The organism is Providencia sp. JGM181 (assembly GCF_018257375.1).
Classification (GTDB): domain Bacteria; phylum Pseudomonadota; class Gammaproteobacteria; order Enterobacterales; family Enterobacteriaceae; genus Providencia; species Providencia lanzhouensis.
Genome location: NZ_JAERJY010000223.1, coordinates 1 through 3,217, shown reverse-complemented (window position 1 = coordinate 3,217; position 3,217 = coordinate 1). Strand labels below are relative to the sequence as shown.

Genomic DNA, 3,217 nt, shown 5'->3' with positions numbered 1-3,217 from the left:
GTGATCATGATCGATTTGGCATGGTGTATAAATCTCTATTAATCCTTTTCTTTGCTATTTTTCCGATTGAATAAAAAGTGTTATATCGATAACTTAAATTAAATATCTTAGCATTAATGATTTTTTTAATTAAAAGGCATAAAAATGGCAACGACAATGATTGTTCTTCTGGTTTTACTGCTTATTTTAGCGGGATGGGGAATTTCTATTTATAACCGCTTGGTGAGTACTCGGAACCAAGTTAGCAATCAATTTGCCAATATTGATGTGATTTTAAAACAGCGTGCTGACCAAATTCCCCAGCTAGTCACGATAGTTGAAAAAGCCATGGAGCATGAAAAAGCGCTATTTACTTCATTGAGTGATGCTCGCCAAAATTATTTCAGTGCTAAAAATGTGAATGAAAAAATTGCAGCATCAAATGAAATGGATAAAGCATTAAAAAGCCTCGTCGCGGTTGCTGAAAACTACCCAACGCTAATATCGGGAGAGCAATTTACCCAATTACAAATCGCACTAAGCGAAGTGGAAGATAAAATTGCTCAGCGCCGCGAAGGTTTTAATGATGCAACAACGGAATACAATACGGCGATCCAAATGTTCCCAGACAGTATTTTTGCCAATATTTTTGGTTTTACTGCGTTGCCTTTATTGGAAATCTCCGAAGCTGAGAAAAAATATGATGGTATTCAATTCAAATCATAATCACCGTTAAAGGTATCATCTGTGAATATCTACTATTTTTTAGGTGCCATATTAGGTGGCATTCTTTTTTATTTAGACAGAAAATATTCAAAAAAGCGTAAATTAAACTGGGGCATTATTCTTTTTACTGCGGTGCTATTTGGGGCATGGGAAACTATCTCGCCGAGACCTGGCGAATATGAACGCTACTTTTTCTATGCTGTGGCAGTAGGAATGGCTTTTGCGGCTAGTCGTATTGTCGTTGGAATAACGGAAAGTGCGTATGATCGCTATCAACGTTTGCAAAAGGAAGGCTCCTCCAAATTTACTGCGTTATTAAAAACCCTTGTTGGCACGGCATTGGCTGGGTGTTTAACCATGGGCTTTTTTATCGATATTCGCCTCTTTTTTGTGGCTTTCGTCTTATTGTTTGTTTTCAGTTTTATTCAAAATACCCCCGAAAAACGTTTTCTAAAGTTTCAAAAGAACCTCGCAACGTCAAAAATTCGCTCAATTGCGATGGGGCTCGTAGAAGTAGAAGGGAAAATAACCTCAGGAAAGGAAGTCAAAAGTAAGTTAGGTAATCGTAGCTGTTATGGTGCTTTTTATTACGAGTACTCCATCTCTACGGATAAAGAAGGTAAAAAAAGTTATACCCTCAGAGACAGCAGTGTTCAGCTACATAATTTCACCATGACGGATGATACTGGCTCTGTGAATGTGATTTGTGACCCAGATTATTTTGTCCATACCGGATTATCCCCCCATATGGATTATGAGAGTGGCAATCGTCGTTATAAAGAGTATTTACTTGAAAGTGGGAAGAGTTATTTATTGATTGGGTCAGCGGACAGTGAGAATGGCAAAGTGGTGATCACCCGTAAAGCGCCACACATGTTATTAGGTGTTTCGCTATCAGATTATGTGACTAGCTGGAATAAATCCGCGCCAATGCGTCGGAATATTGGAGTGACAGCAATGATTGCAGCTATTCTGATTGCGCTAATATTAATGACGCCAGTGAGTTATCAAGATGGATACTTAACGCTCCATTTTAACCAAATTTCGTTATCTGACAGTGAATGATATGAATCAGATTATCTTTTGGATTTTTGTCGCGGTGATAGGCACCATTTTGGTTCGCTATATTGTGGGGATCTACAACAATATTATTTTCTTGAAAAATAATTGCGACAAAGCATTTGCCAATATTGATGTGCTCCTAAAAAAACAGGCAGATTTAATGCCACAATTAACAATCGTAGCGGAAGGGGCAATGACTCATGAAAAGCGTTTAATTAGCGAATTACTGCAAAGTCGTCAGCACTATTTATCCACGGAACAGCTCGACGTTAAAGTGGATTCCGCAAACCAATTTCGCTCACATTTAAAGCCGATTTTTTTACTGGCAGAAAAATACCCCAAGCTGATTAGCCAGCAGGCGTTATTAGCATTACAAACGTCAGCAAAAGGGTTAGAAGACCAAATTGCGGATCGCCGAGAATTTTTTAATCAAACAGTCACGTTATACAACACCAACATTCGTCTTTTCCCGAATCTCATTTTTACACTTTTATTCCGTTTTAAAGATATTCCCTTGCTGTATGTTCAACAGGAGTCTGCATCATGATCACAATTCCTTTTTCATGGTTTGGTTTCACCGATTGGTTGGTGAATAAAGGGGAGCCGGGGTTGATCGTGATGTTTGCTACGTTTGGAATGATCCCTGCCTGTATTGTTTTCACGCTAGTGATGAGAATGATCGGGATGAAGAAATTTATCGCTCCTGTGGTGTTGGGCATGATTAGCTCAATGTTTATCAGCATGATGGTGCTTATTCCACTGTTATTAATTTTCCGCTTCGATAATATTCCAAAAGCGATGTTAGTTTGGATGGTGGTTCTAGGAAGCTGTATTGTCTTTTTCTTAACGAATATGGATTACATTGAGATTTGGTCATCAAGCCGAGAAGATAAAAAGAAAAAGAGTGTGACGGCGAGAAAAAAACGGAAAAAATAAAAGGTGTTTTTTACTATTGATTAGATTATATCTGACTGTTTTATAGCGTAAGTCAAAAAATAAATTATCAAACTGTAAGATAATGGCTTCATAATCCACCAAATAAAAATCAGCTACTAGTATAAAACACAAGAAGTAAGTAGAGGTGATCATATAAAGATGCTCTAAATATGACGATCGGAAGAGGTGGCTAGATAAAACCACCATTATTACTCTTCATTGGCGTAACAACTTGGCGATGGTTTTGGTGTAACTTCACAAGTTTGTATAGTTTCTTTAGTTTACTGTGTATAAGTGTGAATGGTTTATTTGGCTACCTGTCAGTATCTTATTGATTTATGGCTAAATAAAGTTATCTCTGTCTTTTTTCGTCAATTATCGACATTTTATTTTTACTCCGTATGTGTGTAAAATTGTAATTCTTCGCTGATCGGAACAAAAAAAAAGTATATTTGATATAAAATATTGTATTTATATTCTTTTTATGATGGTTCTAGGTTTAAATATATTCAAC

At 36.9% G+C, this 3,217-nt stretch carries 4 protein-coding genes; all 4 read left to right on the top strand.

Annotated features, from left to right (window positions below):
• Window positions 1-144 precede the first annotated feature (144 nt).
• The 4 genes from JK188_RS16905 to JK188_RS18045 are packed head-to-tail and all read left to right on the top strand — an operon-like array spanning window position 145 to window position 2,703.
• Complete coding sequence (locus tag JK188_RS16905; RefSeq protein WP_211886574.1) at window positions 145-705, top strand: LemA family protein; 561 nt, start codon at window positions 145-147, stop codon at window positions 703-705.
• Between the two features lie 21 nt (window positions 706-726).
• Window positions 727-1,770, top strand: coding sequence for a hypothetical protein (locus JK188_RS16900; RefSeq protein WP_211886572.1), 1,044 nt, complete (start codon window positions 727-729; stop codon window positions 1,768-1,770).
• A 1-nt stretch (window position 1,771) separates the two neighbouring features.
• On the top strand, window positions 1,772-2,314 hold the full coding sequence (locus tag JK188_RS16895) for a LemA family protein (protein ID WP_036954057.1): 543 nt from the start codon (window positions 1,772-1,774) through the stop codon (window positions 2,312-2,314).
• Complete coding sequence (locus JK188_RS18045; protein ID WP_211886570.1) at window positions 2,311-2,703, top strand: hypothetical protein; 393 nt, start codon at window positions 2,311-2,313, stop codon at window positions 2,701-2,703. Before JK188_RS16895 ends, JK188_RS18045 begins: the two co-directional genes overlap by 4 nt.
• Window positions 2,704-3,217: the final 514 nt, after the last annotated feature.

Excerpts from the sequence above, each read along its gene's own strand:
- JK188_RS18045 (WP_211886570.1), top strand. The coding sequence starts at position 2,311 with ATGATCACAATTCCTTTTTCATGGTTTGGTTTCACCGATTGGTTGGTG.
- JK188_RS16905 (WP_211886574.1), top strand. The coding sequence starts at position 145 with ATGGCAACGACAATGATTGTTCTTCTGGTTTTACTGCTTATTTTAGCG.
- JK188_RS16895 (WP_036954057.1), top strand. The coding sequence starts at position 1,772 with ATGAATCAGATTATCTTTTGGATTTTTGTCGCGGTGATAGGCACCATT.